This window comes from Inquilinus limosus DSM 16000, assembly GCF_000423185.1.
Taxonomy (GTDB): domain Bacteria; phylum Pseudomonadota; class Alphaproteobacteria; order DSM-16000; family Inquilinaceae; genus Inquilinus; species Inquilinus limosus.
The window spans coordinates 66,983-83,852 of sequence record NZ_AUHM01000034.1 but is presented as its reverse complement, the minus strand read 5'-3'; the positions used below and the strand labels follow the sequence as shown (position 1 = coordinate 83,852).

Annotated in this window: 20 protein-coding genes; 17 read left to right on the top strand and 3 right to left on the bottom strand. The window is 70.4% G+C overall.

Annotated features, from left to right (window positions below; translation table 11 throughout):
* The first annotated feature begins 2 nt into the window (after window positions 1-2).
* The 12 genes from lptC (at window position 3) to G537_RS0124725 (ending at window position 11,661) form a co-directional block, all read left to right on the top strand.
* On the top strand, window positions 3-704 hold the full coding sequence (gene lptC, locus G537_RS0124780) for an LPS export ABC transporter periplasmic protein LptC (protein WP_026872403.1): 702 nt from the start codon (window positions 3-5) through the stop codon (window positions 702-704).
* Complete coding sequence (locus G537_RS0124775; protein ID WP_064742206.1) at window positions 701-1,570, top strand: LptA/OstA family protein; 870 nt, start codon at window positions 701-703, stop codon at window positions 1,568-1,570. Before lptC ends, G537_RS0124775 begins: the two co-directional genes overlap by 4 nt.
* Window positions 1,571-1,579: 9 nt before the next feature.
* Window positions 1,580-2,368, top strand: coding sequence for an LPS export ABC transporter ATP-binding protein (gene lptB / locus G537_RS0124770; RefSeq protein WP_051249080.1), 789 nt, complete (start codon window positions 1,580-1,582; stop codon window positions 2,366-2,368).
* A 14-nt stretch (window positions 2,369-2,382) separates the two neighbouring features.
* A complete protein-coding gene (gene rpoN / locus G537_RS0124765; RefSeq protein WP_026872400.1) occupies window positions 2,383-3,921 on the top strand; it encodes an RNA polymerase factor sigma-54 in 1,539 nt (512 codons plus the stop codon).
* Between the two features lie 147 nt (window positions 3,922-4,068).
* Window positions 4,069-4,653 (top strand): ribosome hibernation-promoting factor, HPF/YfiA family, encoded by a 585-nt coding sequence (gene hpf / locus G537_RS0124760; RefSeq protein WP_026872399.1) that lies wholly within the window; start codon window positions 4,069-4,071, stop codon window positions 4,651-4,653.
* 21 nt (window positions 4,654-4,674) lie between these two features.
* Window positions 4,675-5,133, top strand: a complete 459-nt coding sequence (gene ptsN, locus G537_RS0124755; protein WP_026872398.1) for a PTS IIA-like nitrogen regulatory protein PtsN — start codon at window positions 4,675-4,677, stop codon at window positions 5,131-5,133.
* Window positions 5,134-5,190: 57 nt separating this feature from the next.
* A complete protein-coding gene (locus G537_RS39715) occupies window positions 5,191-6,708 on the top strand; it encodes an FGGY-family carbohydrate kinase (RefSeq protein ID WP_051249078.1) in 1,518 nt (505 codons plus the stop codon).
* Window positions 6,709-6,765: 57 nt separating this feature from the next.
* The gene (locus G537_RS39710; protein WP_051249076.1) at window positions 6,766-7,521 is read left to right on the top strand and encodes a GntR family transcriptional regulator; all 756 of its coding nucleotides are present in this window, start codon (window positions 6,766-6,768) and stop codon (window positions 7,519-7,521) included.
* Window positions 7,518-8,261, top strand: a complete 744-nt coding sequence (locus G537_RS0124740; protein WP_026872397.1) for an SIS domain-containing protein — start codon at window positions 7,518-7,520, stop codon at window positions 8,259-8,261. The genes G537_RS39710 and G537_RS0124740 overlap by 4 nt, the downstream gene beginning before the upstream one ends.
* Window positions 8,262-8,341: 80 nt before the next feature.
* Complete coding sequence (locus tag G537_RS0124735; RefSeq protein WP_026872396.1) at window positions 8,342-9,628, top strand: ABC transporter substrate-binding protein; 1,287 nt, start codon at window positions 8,342-8,344, stop codon at window positions 9,626-9,628.
* Window positions 9,629-9,943: 315 nt separating this feature from the next.
* Window positions 9,944-10,837 carry a carbohydrate ABC transporter permease gene (locus tag G537_RS0124730; RefSeq protein ID WP_034852894.1) on the top strand — a complete coding sequence of 298 codons (894 nt, stop codon included), beginning with the start codon at window positions 9,944-9,946 and terminating at the stop codon, window positions 10,835-10,837.
* Window positions 10,834-11,661 (top strand): carbohydrate ABC transporter permease, encoded by an 828-nt coding sequence (locus G537_RS0124725; RefSeq protein ID WP_051249074.1) that lies wholly within the window; start codon window positions 10,834-10,836, stop codon window positions 11,659-11,661. The genes G537_RS0124730 and G537_RS0124725 overlap by 4 nt, the downstream gene beginning before the upstream one ends.
* 52 nt (window positions 11,662-11,713) lie before the next feature.
* Here the strand turns inward: G537_RS0124725 and G537_RS0124720 are convergent, their stop codons facing one another.
* Window positions 11,714-11,944, bottom strand: a complete 231-nt coding sequence (locus G537_RS0124720) for a DUF1150 family protein (RefSeq protein WP_051249072.1) — start codon at window positions 11,942-11,944, stop codon at window positions 11,714-11,716.
* Between the two features lie 13 nt (window positions 11,945-11,957).
* Complete coding sequence (locus tag G537_RS0124715) at window positions 11,958-12,422, bottom strand: Hsp20 family protein (protein ID WP_034852892.1); 465 nt, start codon at window positions 12,420-12,422, stop codon at window positions 11,958-11,960.
* Window positions 12,423-12,604: 182 nt separating this feature from the next.
* On the opposite strand from G537_RS0124715, the gene G537_RS39705 reads away from it, so the two are divergent.
* A complete protein-coding gene (locus G537_RS39705; RefSeq protein ID WP_051249070.1) occupies window positions 12,605-13,102 on the top strand; it encodes a Fur family transcriptional regulator in 498 nt (165 codons plus the stop codon).
* Window positions 13,103-13,104: 2 nt separating this feature from the next.
* On the opposite strand, the gene G537_RS0124705 is transcribed toward G537_RS39705, so the two are convergent.
* Entirely contained in the window at window positions 13,105-13,893 is a 789-nt protein-coding gene (locus tag G537_RS0124705; protein ID WP_026872391.1) for an MBL fold metallo-hydrolase, read from the bottom strand.
* Between the two features lie 203 nt (window positions 13,894-14,096).
* On the opposite strand from G537_RS0124705, the gene G537_RS0124700 reads away from it, so the two are divergent.
* The 4 genes from G537_RS0124700 to G537_RS0124685 are packed head-to-tail and all read left to right on the top strand — an operon-like array spanning window position 14,097 to window position 16,828.
* On the top strand, window positions 14,097-15,062 hold the full coding sequence (locus tag G537_RS0124700; RefSeq protein WP_026872390.1) for a CobW family GTP-binding protein: 966 nt from the start codon (window positions 14,097-14,099) through the stop codon (window positions 15,060-15,062).
* Window positions 15,059-16,087 carry a WD40 repeat domain-containing protein gene (locus G537_RS0124695; RefSeq protein WP_026872389.1) on the top strand — a complete coding sequence of 343 codons (1,029 nt, stop codon included), beginning with the start codon at window positions 15,059-15,061 and terminating at the stop codon, window positions 16,085-16,087. Before G537_RS0124700 ends, G537_RS0124695 begins: the two co-directional genes overlap by 4 nt.
* On the top strand, window positions 16,084-16,380 hold the full coding sequence (locus tag G537_RS0124690; protein ID WP_026872388.1) for a hypothetical protein: 297 nt from the start codon (window positions 16,084-16,086) through the stop codon (window positions 16,378-16,380). Before G537_RS0124695 ends, G537_RS0124690 begins: the two co-directional genes overlap by 4 nt.
* A 40-nt stretch (window positions 16,381-16,420) precedes the next feature.
* Window positions 16,421-16,828, top strand: coding sequence for a GFA family protein (locus tag G537_RS0124685; protein WP_211230499.1), 408 nt, complete (start codon window positions 16,421-16,423; stop codon window positions 16,826-16,828).
* The last annotated feature ends 42 nt before the right edge of the window (window positions 16,829-16,870 follow it).

Here is a 16,870-nt window from a genome sequence, read left to right as displayed (position 1 = left end):
GCATGGTGGTGGCGCCGCAGTCGCCGGGCCCGGACGGGGCGAACCGCAGCGCGACCGCTGCGGGCCGGCGCGCGCGCCTGGCCGCAGCCGGCCGCGCCGGCAGCATCAGCCGGTCCTACAGCCGCATGGTCGGCGTGCTGAAATACGCGCTGCCCGCGATCGGCTTGGTCATCGTCGCCCTGATCGTGCTGTGGCCGGAGCTGCAGCACACCCAGGTCGACATCTCCGATGGCGCCCCGCGCCCGGCCGCCGCCGCGGGCGAGATCCAGAATCCGCGCTACAGCGGCGTCGACGAGGCGGCCCGGCCCTATACGGTCTGGGCAACGCTGGCGAAGCAGGTGCAGGACGAGGTGTTCGACCTGAACCGTCCCAAGGGCGAGATGAAGCTGCCGAGCGGCATGGTGCTGAATCTCGACGCCCAGACCGGCAAGCTGGACCGCGGCGCCAAATCGGTGCATCTCAGCGGCAACGTCACCCTGCGCCGCAGCGACGGCACCACCATGGTCACCGACGCCGCGGATATCGATCTGGCCGACAAGGGCGCGCGCAGCAGCATGCCCGTGACGGCGGAAGGGCCTTTCGGTACGCTGTCGGCCGGGGGCTTCAAGGTCGAGCAGCAGGGCGACGTCATCATCTTCACCGGGCCGACCAAGCTGCTGCTGAAGCCCGGCGCCGACAAGGCCTTCCAGGGAACGCCGCAATGATCCGTCCGCTGATTCTCGCTGTCCTGCTCGCCGCCGTGGCCGTGCCGGCCGCGGCGCAACAGCAGCTGCAGCTCGGTGGCGGCAAGGGCGAGCCGTCGGAGATCCAGGCCGACGACGCGCTGGAGTGGCACCAGAACGACAAGACCTACGTCGCCCGTGGGAACGCCGTGTACAAGCGCGGCGACCTGACGGTGAAGGCCGACGTGCTGACCGCCTATTATCGCGAGCTGCCGGACAAGAGCACCGAGATCTTCCGGGCCACGGCCGAAGGCAACGTGCTGATCACCCGCGGCGAGACCACCAACGCCACCAGCGGCAAGGCGGTCTACGACGTTGACGCCCAGACCGTCACCCTGACCGGCGGCAACCTGAAATTCGTCAACAATGACGACGTGATCACCGCGACCGACAGCATGCAGTACCGCCAGGCCGAGGACGTGGCGATCGCCCGCGGCAACGCCACGGCGGTGCGCGCCAAGGAGCAGAAGACCCTGCGCGCCGACACGCTGATCGGCCATTTCGCCCCGAACGAGAAGGGCGAGAAGGAGCTGTCGGTGGTCGACGCCGAGGGCAATGTCAAGCTGACCACGGCTACCGACGTGGTCACCGGCCAGACCGGTCGCTATGACGTCAAGAGCCAGTTCGCGACCATCACTGACAATGTGCGCATGACCCGCGGCGGCAACCAGCTGAACGGCGACTATGCCGAGGTCGACATGGCCAGCGGCGTCAGCAAGCTGCTGACCCGGCCGGGTCAGGGCGGCCGCGCCCGGGCCTTGCTGGTGCCGGACGAGAGCCAGAAGACACCCGGGCAGCCCGCGGCGCCGGGCCAGGCCGCGCCGGCCCAGCCGGCGCCGAAGAAGTAGGGGGCGGGCATGGCCAGACCGATCACTCCGCCGCATTCGCCCGACTCGACAGCCGCGCCGCGCCTCGTCGCCAAGAATGACGGGCTCGTCGCTCGCAACCTCGGCAAGCAGTACAAGAAGCGCCCGGTGTTGCGGGGCGTCAGCCTGCAGGTGCAGCGCGGGGAGGCCGTCGGCCTGCTCGGCCCGAACGGCGCCGGCAAGACCACCTGCTTCTACATGATCACCGGGCTGATCCAGCCGGACTACGGCACGATCCTCCTGGACGGCCAGGATCTGACCGACCTGCCGATGTACCGCCGCGCCCGGCTCGGCATCGGCTACCTGCCGCAGGAGGCCTCGATCTTCCGCGGCCTGACGGTCGAGCAGAACATCCGCGCCGTGCTGGAGATCTCCGAGCCGGACCGCTCGACGCGGGAGGCGGTGCTGGAGGACCTGCTGGCCGAGTTCTCGATCAGCCATCTGCGGCGGACCCCGGCCCTGGCCCTGTCGGGCGGCGAGCGCCGGCGCGTCGAGATCGCCCGGGCGCTGGCCAGCCATCCGCATTTCATGCTGCTGGACGAGCCGCTGGCCGGCATCGATCCGATCGCCGTCGGCGACATCCGCGACCTGGTGGCGCATCTGCGCGACCGCGGCATCGGCGTGCTGATCACCGACCACAACGTGCGCGAAACGCTCGATATCGTCGATCGGGCCTATATCCTCCATGATGGGCGTGTCCTGGACGAGGGCAAGCCATCCGACATCGTCGGCAATGAGGAGGTGCGGCGCGTGTATCTGGGCGAACGCTTCAGCCTGTAAACTGTCGGGCGACCATGGCCATCTCGCAACGCCTCGGGCTTCGGCAAAGCCAGGCGCTGGTCATGACGCCGCAACTGCAGCAGTCGATCAAGCTGCTGCAGCTGTCCAATATCGAGCTCTCGACCTTCGTCGAGGCCGAGCTCGAGCGCAACCCGCTCCTGGAACGGGAGGAGGGCGAGCGCGATGACGACGGCGGCGACGGGACCGGCGACCGGATCGACATCGAGCCCCCGGATTCCGAATCTGGGCGGCCGGTGGCGGCCGATGTCGCGCTGACCGCGCCGGAGCCGCCGGCCATCGTCTCGACCGACGCCCCTCTCGACACCGACTGGAGCAACCTGTTCACCGGGTCCAGCGCCACCGACCGCAACGAGGACTACGGCGGTGAGGCGCAGTTCGCCGGCGCCGGGCGCGGCCGGACGGATTTCGCCGATGATCTGCCGGGCCTCGAGGAGACGCTGGCGGAGCGGCTGAGCCTGCGTGACCACCTGCTGAGCCAGATCGCGATCGAGATCCCCGGCCCGGCCGACCGGCTGATCGCGGCACGCCTCGTCGATCTGCTGGAGGAGACGGGCTATCTCGGCGTCTCGGTCGAAGAGGTCGCGGCCGGCCTCGGCTGCCCGCCCGAGCGGGTCGAGGCGGTGCTGCGCCGCTGCCAGCGTCTCGACCCGCCCGGCATCTTCGCCCGCAGCCTGGCCGAATGCCTGGCGATCCAGCTGGCCGAGCGGAATCGCCTGGACCCGGCGATGCAGACGCTGCTCGATCATCTCGACCTCCTGGCCCGGCGCGATCTGCCGGCGGTGATGCGGCTGTGCGGCGTCGACGCCGAGGACCTCGCCGAGATGATCGCCGAGATCCGCGCTCTCGACCCCAAGCCCGGCGCCGCCTTCGACCATGAGGTGGCGCAGACCCTGATCCCGGACATCCTGATGCGGCCGCAGCCGGAAGGCGGGTGGGTGGTCGAGCTGAACGCCGACACGCTGCCGCGGGTGCTGGTCAACCGCCGCTATCACGCCGAGATCAGCCGGGGCACGCGCAGCAAGGTCGAGCGCGACTATGTCGGCACCTGCCTGGCCGACGCCAACTGGCTGGTGCGCGCCCTCGACCAGCGCGCCAACACCATCCTCAAGGTCGCTTCCGAGATCGTGCGCCGGCAGGACGCCTTCTTCGTCCGTGGCGTGCAGCATCTGAAGCCGCTGACGCTGAAGGACGTGGCCGAGGCGGTCGACATGCATGAGAGCACGATCAGCCGGGTGACCACCAACAAGGTGATCGCCACCCCGCGCGGTGTGTTCGAGCTGAAGTACTTCTTCACCCAGGCGATCCAGGGGGCCGACGGCGCCGACGCGCATTCGGCCGAAGCGGTGCGGCACCGCATCAAGTCCCTGATCGACGCCGAGCCGGCGGACGCGATCCTGTCCGACGACCGGATCGTCGAAATCCTGCGCGGTGAGGGGATCGACATTGCGCGGCGGACCGTCGCCAAGTACCGTGAGGGGATGCGGATACCATCCTCCGTCCAGCGACGGCGTGAGAAGGGTTTGAGCCGATGAGCGCTCCCCCCGCAGCCCGGGTCCAGGCCCCCTTCGTTGACAGGAAGGCGCCCCATCCCTACGGTCGCCGCCCGAAGGCGGCCCCCCACGGCCGCCCCGTTGTTTTTGGGCGCCGATTTTTCATCGTGCAGCAGTGAAGCGACAGCCATGCAACTGACCGTCCGAGGCAAGCAGATCGACGTCGGTGACGCCTTGCGCACCCATGTCCGCGACGCCCTCACCAGCACGACCGCGAAGTACTTCAACAACGCGATCGAAGCGAATGTCGTTTTTTCGCGCAACGCGCATCTGATCCGGAGCGACCTGTCGGTCCATGTCGGCCGCAACATCCTTCTGCAGAGCAATGCGGAGGCCGAGAGTCCGTACCACGCCTTCGACGCCGCCGCCGACAAGCTGGCCAAGCGCCTGCGCCGGTACAAGCGCCGGCTGCGCGACCACCACCACAACGGCGAAGCTCAGCCGGCGCTGCCGGCCCAGGCCTACATCCTCGAGGCCGAATCCGAGGAGCTGCTGGAGGGCGAAGAGCCGAACCAGCCGATCGTGATCGCCGACGTCTCGACCACGATCGAGAGTCTGACGGTGCTGCAGGCGGTGATGCGCCTCGACCTCGGCGACCTGCCGGCACTGATGTTCCGCAACCAGGCCCATGGCCGGCTCAACATGGTGTTCCGTCGCCCCGACGGGAACATCGGCTGGGTCGATCCGAAAGGGACCGAGGATGTCGCCGCCTGAGGGCGGCGCCTCCGATCCGTCATGATCGATTTTCTTCGCCCCGAGGCGATTCTCGCCAATCTGAAGGCTGCCAGCAAGAAGCAGGCGCTGCAGGAACTGGCCCGCCGTGCCGCCGAGCTGACCGGCCAGCACGAGCGATTCATCTTCGACGTGCTGCTGGAGCGTGAGCGGCTGGGCTCGACCGGCGTCGGCCGCGGCATCGCCATCCCGCACGGCAAGCTGCCCAACCTGCAAGGGGTGTTCGGCGCCTTCGCCCGGCTGGAGCGGCCGATCGATTTCGATGCGGTCGACGAACAGCCGGTCGACCTGGTGTTCCTGCTGCTCGCCCCGGAAGGGGCGGGGGCGGACCATCTGAAGGCGCTGGCCCGGATCAGCCGCATGCTGCGCGACGAGGGCCTGTGCGAGAAGCTGCGCGGCTGCCAGAGCGCAGACGCGATCTACGCCCTCCTGTCGCAGAGCGAGTCGGTGAACGCCGCTTGACCCGATGCCCTCCGCTCCGCTAGCCGGAGCGGATCGGCTTTTGTCAGCGGTTCCGCCATGCCGTCGTTCCTGCTCGGCCTCGACGCCGGCACCTCGGTCATCAAGGCCGCGCTGTTCGGGCGCGACGGCCGGCAGCACGCCGCTGCGATCCGGCGCACCCAGATCTCGCACCCGCACCCTGCCTGGTCGGAAAGCGACCCGGAGACCGTCTGGGCCGCCACGACCACGGTCATCCGCCAGGTCCTGGCCGAAGCCGGGGTGGATGGTTCCGCCGTCGCCGCGATCGGCGTCACCGGGGCCATGGTCGGGGCCTGGGTGATCGACGCCGCAGGCCGGCCGCTGCGCCCCGGCATCCTGTGGGACGACGGCCGCAGCCAGCCCTGGATCGAAGCGATGCTGGCCGGTGATCCGGCCTTCCTGTCGCGCATCTTCGCCTCCTCCGGCTCGGTCATGCAGCAGGGCTGCACATTGCCGGTGCTGCGCTGGCTGCTGGATCACGAGCCGGGGGTCATGGCCCGGGCCGACACCGTCTTCGGCTGCAAGGACTATCTCCGCTTCCGCCTGACCGGGATGCGCGCCACCGACCCGACCGAGGCGGCGGTCGCGCCCGGCGACGCCAGGTCCCAGGACCGCAGCGAGGCGATGCTGGAGCTGTTCAATCTCGGCCCGCACCGTCACCTGCTGCCGCCGGTGCTGGCGTCCGAGGCGGTCGCCGGCACGGTGGCGGAGGCCGCCGCGGTGGAGACGGGGCTGCGCGCCGGCACGCCGGTCGTCACCGGCGCCGGCGACGTCGCCGCCAGCGTCATCGGCTCGGGCGGGCTCGAAGCCGGCTCGGCCTGCACCGTGCTCGGCACCACCTGCCTGAACGGCGTGGTGCTCGACGCCCCGTCCTTCGAACCGCCGGATCTCGGCCTGCTGTTCAGCCTGCCGGGCGGGCTGTGGCTGCGCTGCATGGTCAATGTCGCCGGCACCAGCAACCTCGACTGGTGCCTGCGCAGCCTGTGCCCCGACCTGGCGCGGGACCCCGACCCCTACGCCGCGCTGGAGGCGCTGGCCGAGGCCGCCCGGCCGGGCGCCGGCGGCGCCGTCTATCTGCCCTATCTCAGCGAGGTCGGCATCATCGCCCCCGCGGTCTCGGCCGCGGCCCGGGCCCAGTTCGCCGGGCTGGCCCCGGGGCACGGCCGGCCCGAACTGGTCCGCGCCGTCTATGAGGGGCTGGCCTATGCCATCCGCGACTGCTTCGCCGCGATGGCCGAGCGGCCGCAGAGCGTGCTGCTGTCCGGCGGCGGCGCCCGCAGCCGCTTCTGGGCGCAGATGATCGCCGATGTCCTCGGCCTGCCGGTCGAGATCCCGGACGGCGGCGAATACGGGGCCTGCGGCGCGGCCCTGTTGGCCGGGACCGGCATCGGGTGGTATCCCTCGATCGGCGAAGCGTCGCGCCGGGTCCGCATCATCCGGCGCACGCATCGTCCCGATCCGGCGCTGCGGGAGGAATACGATGCCGCCTACAGGCGCTACGGCGGACATCGCGATGCGCTGTTGCGCATGGCCGCCGGTATGTCCGACCTTTCTTGACGGGGGGCGGATCGGCCTCCATCATGCCAATTGTGGTCTAGACCACCAGGGCCTGCCATGACCGACCTACAGCCCACGTCGACGGACAAGCCGATCTATCAGCAGATCGCCGAGGATCTGGCCGACCGCATCCGCAACGGCGGCTTCGCCGTGGGCGACCGGCTGCCCTCCGAGCGCGATCTGGCCGACCAGCTCGGCATCAGCCGGATGACCGTGCGCCAGGCCTTCAAGAGCCTGACCGATGCCGGGCTGATCGAAAGCCGGATCGGCCGCGGCTGCTTCGTCGCCCGGCCGAAGGTCGACCAGCGGCTGCAGCGGCTGACCGGCTTCAGCGAGGATATGGCCCGGCTCGGCCGCCGCGCTGCCAGCGTGATCCTGCGCCAGGCCGTGGTGCCGGCGACGGGCGAGCCGCGCGAGGCGCTGGGCGTGGCCGAAGGAGCGCACTTGGTGCTGCTAGAGCGAGTCCGCCTGGCCGATGCCGTGCCGATGGCGTTCGAGATCACCTGGCTGCCGGAGGCGCTGGTGCCCGGCATCCTCGACCGCAACGATTTCCGCAACGCCTCGCTGTACGAGGTGCTGCGCCGCGACTACGGCCTGGTGCCCTGGCAGGCGGAGCAGACGGTCGAGGCCGACCTGCCCGACGTCATGACCGCCAGCGCCCTCGATATCCCGCGCAGCGCGCCGATCCTGGTCTTCACCCGCCGCACCGTCGACGCCGCCGGCCAGGCCATAGAATTCGTCCGCTCCGCTTATCGCGGCGACCGTTACAAGATGCGGGCGCGGCTTTCCCCACCGGACACCACGGAGCCATGACCGCAGCCGCCACGCTTCCGGGCGCCGCCGCCTATCTCGCCGGCATCGCCGACCGCATCGCCGCCCTGACCGCGACCCAGGGCGAGGCGATCGGCGCCGCGGCCGCGGCCTGCGTCGAGACCATCCGGCGCGACGGGCTGATCTACATCTTCGGCACCGGCCATTCGCATCTGATGGCGGAGGAAGGGCATTTCCGCGCCGGCGGGCTGGCCTGTGTGGTGCCGATCCTGGCCTCCTCGGTGATGCTGCACGAGGGGGCGGTGGTCTCGGGGGCGCTGGAGCGGATGTCGGGCCTGGCCGCGCCGCTGCTGAGCCGTTATCCGATCGGTCCGGACGACACGCTGTTCGTGTTCTCCAACAGCGGCGTCAACGCCGTGCCGGTGGAGGCGGCGCGCCATGGCCGGGAGAAGGGGGCCCGGGTCGTGGCCGTGACCTCGATCGCCTATTCCCGCGCCGCGGCGGCAGGCCGCCCGACCCTGGCCGAGACCGCCGAGATCGCCATCGACAACCAGGGTCCGCCCGGCGACGCGTCGGTGACGGCGGCGGACGGGCTGATCGTCGGGCCGATCTCGACGGTGCTGGGCGCCGCCATCTGGAACGCGGTGCTGAGCGAGACGGTGGCGCGGCTGGTCCGGTCGGGCGAGGTGCCGCCGGCCTATATCAGCGCCAACATGCCGGGGGCGAAGGAACGCAATGCCGCCCTGGTGGAACGCTACCGGGCGCGCAACCCGCATCTGTAACCGAACGGGGCGGCCCCGGCGGACGCTCGGCCAACGACGCGCCGCATCCGGAGCCGCCGGATCAAACAGGGGAGAGGGCAATGGCGACGAAGTGGTCGATCGTGACGGGCGTGGCCGCGGCCGCGCTGATCTGGGGCGCCGCCGCCCAGGCGGCGCCGGTGCAGCTGGTGCTGTGGCACATGGAGCAGCCGCCGCACCGCGTGGCGCGGGTGCAGGAACTAATCGACGCCTTCAACAAGAGCCACCCCGAGATCGCGGTGAAGCAGGAGCCGCAGAGCTGGGGCGAGATCTACGCCAAGGCACCGGCCGCGCTCGCCGCCGGCAACGCGCCGGACCTGCTGTTCGCGATCCCGGACTTCACCCCGATCCTGAAGGATCTCGGCGCGCTGCAGTCGGTCGAAGGCTTCGTCAAGCAGCTCGACGCGCAGCACCATTTCGTGCCCAGCGCGCTGGCGCCCTACAGCTATGACGGCGGGGTCTGGGCGGTACCGCTGTACAATATGGCGATGTCGCTGTGGTACCGGAAGAGCGTCTTCGAGGAGGCCGGGCTGACGCCGCCGAAGACCTGGAGCGAGTGGAAGGCGGCGGCGGAGAAGCTGACCGCGGACGGCCGCTTCGGCATCGGCCTGCCGGCCAACAAGCATCTCTACACCGACCAGACCGTCTACGACCTGATGGTCAACGCCGGCGCCGCCGACATCTACAATCCCGACGGCACGCTGCGCTTCGACAATCCGCAGACGGTGAAGGCCTACGACTTCTACAGGGATCTCTACCAGTACTCCTCCGCCGACGCGCCGGGCTGGACCTGGGGTGAGGCCGAGGCCTGCTTCGCCAGCGGCGGCTGCGGCATGATCCTGCAGTTCACCGTGATCAGCACCTATGACAGCCAGGCCGAGGGCGACGCCCAGGATCTCGGCGTGGCCCCGATTCCGCACGCCGACGACCGCAAGGAGTCCGGCACCATCGCCTATTCCAATGCGGTGATGATCCTGGCCAAGGACGAGGCGAAGCGGAAGGCGGCCGAGACCTTCATCGCTTGGCTGCTGGAGCCGGAGACCTATGGCCGCTTCCTGAACATGGAGCCGGGGCTGTTCCTGCCGGTCACCGCCGACGGGGCCAAGGCGAAAAGTCTGTGGAGCGACCCGCTGGTGGTGAAATACAAGCCGCAGATCGAGGCGATGATCGCCAACAGCCGCAACGGCGCACTGTTCGGCTTCACCGGCGGCCACACCTTCCCCAGCATCGCCGCCATCTCGGCCCAGAACATCCTGGCCGAGACGCTGCAGAAGGTGGTGATCGACGGGGTGCCCGCCGCGGAGGCGGTGAAGCAGGGCCAGGCGAGAATGCAGGAGGCGGTGAAGTAAGGGAGGGGAGCGTCGCGGCTCCGTTGCGCCCCGTCGCCATCCCATGACCTTCACGGATCTCTCGGCAGTCGTTCGCGCAACCTCTCCCGCTTGCGGGAGAGGTCGGACATCCGAAGGATGTCCGGGTGAGGGCATGCCGGCCTGGCCGAAAGCACAGGCGTTCCGCGAGCGAGCGTGTGATCCTCTCTTTCTCCTGAAGCTGTGGTTCCAGGCGTCTCGGCCGCATCGCCCTCACCCGGTCTCGCTGCGCGAGCCCGACCTCTCCCGCAAGCGGGAAAGGCAACGCGCTCCAGCACCGACGGTGGGCACCGGCCGATGAGGTCTGCGCGAACACGCGCCCGGGCCGAGGCGGTGGCCGGCGGGCTGATGGTGGCGCCGGTGCTGGTGTGGCTGGCGGCGACCATCCTCTATCCGCTCGGCGCCGCGGTCGCGATCAGCCTGCGCGACATCCGCGTCATCGGCTCCGACGGCGGCTTCGTCGGGTTCGGCAACTACGCGGATGTGCTCGGCATGGCCCGGCTGTGGGCGGCGCTGGGCCGCAGCCTGGTGTGGGTCGCCGGCAACGCCGTGCTGCAGACGCTGCTGGCCCTCGGCACCGCGCTGCTGCTGAACCAGCGCTTCCGCGGCGTGCGCCTGGTGCGGGTCTGGGTGATCCTGTCCTGGATCGTGCCGACCGTCGTCGTCGTCATCATCTGGCGCTGGCTGCTCGGCACTTCGGGCGGCGTGGTGAACTACCTCCTGGTGACGCTCGGATTGACCGATCGGCCGGTCGGCTTTTTCGCCGGGCCGGGCAGCGCCATGGCCTCCCTGATCGTGATCAACTCCTGGCGCTGGTTCCCCTTCGTCGCGGTGATGCTGCTGGCCGGGCTGCAGCGCATCCCGGCCGACCTCTACGAGGCCGCGGCGATCGACGGCGCCGGCCCCTGGCAGCGCTTCCGCCGTATCACCTGGCCGCTGCTGCAGCCGACCATGCTGGTGCTCGGCGTCATCGGCACGCTGCTGTCCTTCAACGTCTTCGACATCATCTGGCTGACCACGGCGGGCGGCCCGTCCGGCGCCACACAGACCCTGCCGGTGCTGATCTACGAGACGGCCTTCAGATCCTACCGGCTGGGGCAGGCGGCGGCGATGTCGGTGCTGGTCAGCGTGGCTCTGATGGTCCTGGCCGTCCTCCTGACCCGGGCCCTGGCGCCGAAGGGGGACGGGTGAGGCGGAGCCTCGGCCAGAGCCTGGCGATCGGCGGCGGGCTGCTGGGCCTCGCCGTGCTGGTGCTGCTGCCCTTCTGGTGGATCGTCACCGGCTCGATCAAGGCGCCGCGGGAGATCATCGCCCGGGCGCCGACCCTGGTGCCGGAATCCTTCACCCTGCGTCATTTCGAGAAGCTGCTCGGCGCCTCGGACTATCCGCGCTATCTCGGCAACAGCCTGCTGGTCGGGCTCGGCTCGACCGCGATCACCGTGCTGCTCGCCGTGCTCGCCGCCTACGGCTTCTACCGGCTGCGCTTTCCCGGGCGCGAGCTGCTGTTCCGCGCCGTGCTGGTGGCCTATGCCTTCCCCGGCATCCTGATCCTGATCCCGCTCTACGGGATGATGTCGCAGGCGGGGCTGATCGATACGCCGGCGGCGCTGGTGGTGGTCAACGTCACCTTCGCCTCGCCCTTCGCCATCTGGATGATGCGCAGCTTCTTCGCCGCGATCCCGGCGGAGCTGGAGGAGGCGGCACTGATCGACGGCGCCTCGCGCCTCGCCATCCTGGTCCGGATCATGGTGCCGCTGGCCGCGCCCGGCATCGCCAGCGTCGCCATCTTCGCCTTCATCGCCAGCTGGACCGAATATCTCTTCGCCTCGGTGCTGATCCTGTCCGACGCCAACCGCACCCTGCCGGTCGGCTTCGCCGGCATCATCGGCCAGTACCAGATCGACTGGGGCCTGCTCCTCGCCGGGGCGACGCTGGCGACCGTCCCGGTGGTCCTGCTGTTCGGCATCGTCGGCCGCTGGTTCATCGCCGGGCTGACCGCGGGCGCCGTGAAATAGAAAGCCCCGCCGGTGGCGGGGCTTTCGCGTCGGTTCAGCGGGAGAGGCCGGGTCAGTGGGCGCTGACCGGCTCCATGTCGTTCTGCCGGACCACGGCGAAGGCCAGGTCGCGGTCCTTGACCACGGCCAGCGGGGTGCCGTCGGCGCCGTGCACGGCGAAGGCGGGCTCACCCTCGACCTCCACCGGCTTGACGAAGGCGATCTGGTTCAGGCCCAGCGCCGCGAAATCGGTCGGCGACATCTGGGTGAAGGTGGGGATGGCGTTGGTGTTCATGATGGTCATCACGGGTTTCGGTTCAGCCTTCGGCGTCGGTGGTGACGTCGATCGCGGTCTTGCCGTCGGACTTCGCCGCGGAGCGGTTGATGGCGATCGTCCGGACCTTGGCCTCCGGCACCGGCCGGCGAAGGTCGATGTTCAGGAGCCCGTTGTCGAGCGAAGCCCCGGTCACCTCGATGCCCTCGGCCAGCACGAAGGCGCGCTGGAACTGGCGGGCGGCGATGCCGCGATGCAGGAACATGCGCTCCTTGTCGTCGGTCTGCTTGCCGCGGATCACCAGCTGGTTGTCCTCGATCTGCACCGACAGGTCTGCGTCGGTGAAGCCGGCGACCGCCAAAGTGATGCGAAGCTGGTCCTCTCCGATCTGCTCGATGTTATAGGGGGGATAGCCGTCGCTCGGCGTCCTGCCGATCCGGTCGAGCGTCCGCTCGAACTGCTCGAAGCCGAGCAGAAGCGGGCTGTTGAACAGCGACACCCGCGTCATCGTCACTCCTCCTGAGAGCGAGCTGCCGGAACCCCCGGCTCGGGCGGCCCGGTTCCCCGGCGCCTGCGGAGAAGGACCACGCGGCATCCCTCTCCCGTTAGTAAGGAAATGGGGGGTGACCGGTCGGTTTCAAGATCGGCCGACATGGCGTTGGGGCGATGCCGCATGCTATCACTGACGGCATGAGACAGAAGCTGGAAGGCTCGCCGGCGGCGCCGAAGGGCAAGGCCGTCGCGGCACCGAAAACCGCCCGCCGCGGCCGGCCCCCGCGCGCCGGCCTGTCACACTGGCAGCAGCGGGTGCTCGACCTGGTGCGGGCGAGCGCCGAGCCCGCCAGCGCCTACGACATCCTGCGCGAGATGAAGGGCGACGGCATCACCGCCCCGCCGGTGGTGTACCGGGCGCTGAAGGGGCTGCTCGACCGCGGCCTGGTGCACCGGATCGAATCGCTCAACGCCTATGTGGTGTGCGGCGGGCCGGACCACCATCACACCCATCCTGCGCAATTCGCCATCTGCCGCGACTGCGGAAGGGTGGAGGAGATCACGGATTCCGCGGTCGACGGGCTGATCGAGGCCTGGACCGGGCGGATCGGCTTCGTCGCCGACAGCCGCACCATCGAGATCCTCGGCCGCTGCCGCGACTGTGTCGCCCGCACCGCGGCTGCCGCTGCGGGCTGAACTCAGCCGGCCGGGCTGCAGCTCTTCGCGGCTTCCGCCTTGGCCAGTTGATGGGTGCGGGCCAGCAGCTCGGCGTCGCCGGGCTCGCCACCACCGGGCACAGCGATCTTCGCCGCTTTGCCGTAGCGGGCGATCACCGCCTCGACCGATTGCGGCCAGCGGCAGAGGTCGGATTCGGCGATGGTGCCGAGCGTGTTCCGCTCGGCCGCCCGTATCATGCAACTGCCGAACAGCACAGCGCTCTCCGGCAGGAAGGCGACGGTGTTGTCGCGGGTGTGCGCCGGGCCCGGGTAGAACAGCTCGACCGTCCGGCCGGCAGCGGTGATCGTGGTCGATTCGCCGCTCCAGCTCCGCTGGATCGTGCCGGCGCCCTGCGCCGCGGCGGCTTTCACCGTCTCGTCGCGGGCCAGCGACCAGCCGCCGCGGGCATGCACCGCCGCCAGCCCGGCCAGCCGGTCGTCATGCGCATGGGTCACCACCAGATTGACCGGCCGGTTCGGCGCCACCTCCGCCAGCCGCCCCAGCAGCGCCACGGTCTGCGCCGGCGTCCAGGCGGTGTCGATCAGCAGCGCCTCCTCGGGCCCGATCACGGCCAGGCCGTTGGTCGGGACCCAGTCCTGCTCGAGCTTCTTCCAACTCGTGTGCATCCAGACGCCGTCGGCCAGCTCGCGGAACCCGAGCGGCGGCGGGGTCTCCCCGTCCTGCGCCCGGACCGGCCGCATCAGGGCCAGCGACAGGCCGGCGGCGCAACCGCACAGGAAGGCGCGGCGGGACGGGACGGAAGCGGGCATGTCGGTCCTCGGCTTTTAGGGGCGGCGGGACTGGCCGCCCTGCCTCGTGCCTCGCGGAAAATTTGGGCGATTCTGGGGCACGATGCAGGACCGGCGCCGGACGCAGTCCTGTGCATACCATCCCATCGGCCAATGGGCGATAGGCTTGCGTTCTGTTAATATGTTATATAGTAACAATTAGATATCCGAACCCCGAGGCCGTCATGTCCCGCATCCCCGTCACGCTGCTGACCGGCTATCTCGGCGCCGGCAAGACCACGCTGCTGAACCGCATCCTCTCCGAGGCTCACGGCAAGCGTTACGCCGTGATCGTCAACGAGTTCGGCGAGATCGGCATCGACGGCGACCTCGTGGTCGGCGCCGACGAGGAGGTGTTCGCCATGAACAATGGCTGCCTCTGCTGCTCAGTGCGCGGCGACCTGATCCGGATCATCGGCGGGCTGATGAAGCGGGCGGGCGGGTTCGACGGCATCCTGATCGAGACGACCGGGCTGGCCGACCCGGCCCCGGTGGCCCAGACCTTCCTGGTCGACGACGAGGTGCGCGAGCGCACCGCCCTCGATTCGATCGTCACCGTGGTCGACGCCCGGCACATCGAAGCGCGGCTCGACGACAGCGACGAGGCGGAGGAGCAGGTGGCCTTCGCCGATACCATCCTCATCAACAAGACCGACCTCGCGGACGAGGGCGGCCTGGCGGCGGTCGAAGCGCGGTTGCGCGCCATCAACCCGATGGCGCGGCTGCTGCGCACGCGGCGCTGCGACATCGATCTCGGCGCGGTGATGGGCAGCGGCGCCTTCGACCTCGACCGGCTGCTGGCGCTCGACCCCGACCTGCTCGACGGCCACGCCCATCACCATGAGCACGACGAGGGCGTCGGCAGCGTCTCCTTCCGGCTCGACCGGCCGCTCGACGGCCGCCGCTTCGTCGACTGGATCGGCATGCTGCTGGCGATCCGCGGCGCCGACATCCTGCGCAGCAAGGGTATCCTCGATTTCGCCGGCGAGGACCGGCCCTTCGTGTTCCAGGGCGTGCACATGCTGCAGGAGGGCGATTTCGCCCCGGCCTGGCGGCCCGGCCAGCCGCGCGAGAGCCGCTTGGTGCTGATCGGCCGCAACCTCGACGCCGCCGTGCTTCGCGCCGGCTTCGAGGGTTGCGCCGCCGCATGAGCCTGCTGCTGCCGCCGAAGGCCCTGGCGGAGGAGAAGGGCACGATCTGGGCCTGGCCGGCGCCGGTCGTGGCCGCCGCCTTCGATACGGCCGGGCATGTCGCCTTCGGCCTGGGCGACGGCACCGTCCGGCTGGCGGACCCCGCCGCATCGGAGGCGACGGCCGTGCCGGCGCATGGCGGTGCCGTCCTGGCGCTGGGGCCGGACGTCGCCGAGGGCTTCCTCAGCGGCGGCGACGACGGCCGCCTGCTGCGCATCGGGCCGGACGGGACGGTGGCGGAGATCGCCGCCGTGCCGGGCCGCTGGATCGCCGCCGTGGACGCCGCACCCGCCATCGGGCGCCGCCTCGCCGTCGCCGGCCGCGAGATCCTGGTGTTCGATGCCGCGGGCTCGCCGGTCACGCGGCTGCAGGGGCCGGCCGCGATCGACGGCGCCGCCTTCGATCCGCGCGGCCGGCGTGTCGCCGCGGCGCATTACGGCGGCGTCACCGTCTGGACGCCGCGCAAGCGCGAGTGGACGGCGAAGCTCTTCGCCTGGCAGGGGGCGCATCTCGCCGTCACCTGGCATCCGCGGTCGCGCTTCGTCGTCTCGGCCATGCAGGAGAAGGCGCTGCACGCCTGGCGCCTGTCTGACGGCGTGCACATGCAGATGCCGGGCTATCCGGCCAAGCCGCGGTCTCTCGCCTGGGCCGATGGTGGGAAGGCGCTGCTGACCTCCGGCTCGGAAGGCGTCGTATCCTGGCGCTTCGCCGGCCGCGACGGCCCGATGGGCGGCACCGCCAGCGAAAGCGGCTGGGCCCGCGGCGTGCCGATCACTCGCGTCGCGGCGCATCCGCAGCTTCCGGTCGCGGCCGCCGGCGCCAAGGACGGCTTCGTCGCGCTGATGCCGCTCGACGGCAGCGGCTATGTCCCGGTGCTGCGCCCGAACGGCGCCGCGGTCGAGGCACTGGCCTTCTCGCCGGACGGGCGCTGGCTGGCGGCGGGCGATGCCGGCGGCCGGGCGGCGCTGGTCGACCTGCAGCCATGATGGACCCGTCCGATGTCGCCACGCGCCGGGCCCGGCACTGGCCGGAGGCGCGGCGAGTGCTGAGCCATCCCGATTTCCACCACGGCTTCCGCGAGGCCCAGTCGGGCCGTCCCTTCGACCATCGCCGCGCCGACGCCTTGCCGCGGCTCGGCCAGATCCGCTACGAGAACGGGCGGCAGATCGCGGCCGAATGCGCCGTCCTCGGCCTGGCGGTGGACTGGCGGTCGCCCGGCCATATCCCGCCGGCGCTGAAGCATCTGGTGCTGCGCCGGCTGCGGACCGGCCGGCGATAGGCTAGGGTGGAGCTCTGGTCCATGCGGGGCGGGGTGCGCCATGATGCGGATCGACGGCCGGTGCCATTGCGGCCATGTGGCCTACGAGGCGGAGATCGACCCGGAGCGGGTGGGGATCTGCCACTGCACCGATTGCCAGATGCTGACCGGCTCGCCGTTCCGGGTCACGGTGACCGCTTCGCGCGACCGGATCCGGCTGACCGCGCACGAGCCGAAGGTCTACATCAAGACCGGCGACAGCGGCCGCCGGCGGCTGCAGTACTTCTGCCCGGAATGCGGCTCGCCGCTCTTCGTCACGGGCGAGGGCGCCGATGCCGAGATCTGGGGCATCCGCTGGGGCAGCATCCGGCAGCGCGACCAGCTGGTGCCGACGCGGCAGGCCTGGTGCCGTTCGGCCCTGCCCTGGATCCATCACCTGAAGGACCTGCCGGGCAAGCCGGCCGACTGACGCCGAAGCCGGCGCGACACCGGTCTTCTCCCGAAGAACGAG